Origin of the sequence: Mesorhizobium sp. M8A.F.Ca.ET.021.01.1.1, from assembly GCF_003998025.1 — a bacterium.
In the GTDB taxonomy this organism is placed as follows: Bacteria; Pseudomonadota; Alphaproteobacteria; order Rhizobiales; family Rhizobiaceae; genus Mesorhizobium.
This window is the reverse complement of sequence record NZ_RZSJ01001138.1, coordinates 1-245: the sequence shown is the minus strand read 5'-3', so window position 1 is coordinate 245 and position 245 is coordinate 1. Positions and strand designations below refer to the sequence as shown.

Genomic DNA, 245 nt, shown 5'->3' with positions numbered 1-245 from the left:
GCAAACCTTCCGGGCCGAACGCGCGATAGCGTCCAAGCCATTTGTAGCCGGTCTTGCGCGATATCCCATAAGACGCACAGAGCTCGATCATCGTCTCTTCACCCGAAAGGCAATCCACAACAAACCGTAGCCGCTCGTCCATGATCCCAGTTTCTCGCCAAACCATCGCCGGTCCTCCCGGCGGACAAGAAAACTGTCACCCATGCTATCGGTCCATTCTGTTACCTATCTATCCGGTTCGGACA

The 245-nt window shown here is 55.5% G+C and carries 1 protein-coding gene; it reads right to left on the bottom strand.

The features are described 5' to 3' along the window. Positions 1 to 166, bottom strand: a 166-nt coding sequence (locus tag EOA36_RS36975; protein ID WP_145969583.1) for a helix-turn-helix domain-containing protein, incomplete at its 3' end; no start/stop codon positions are given. Positions 167 to 245: the final 79 nt, after the last annotated feature.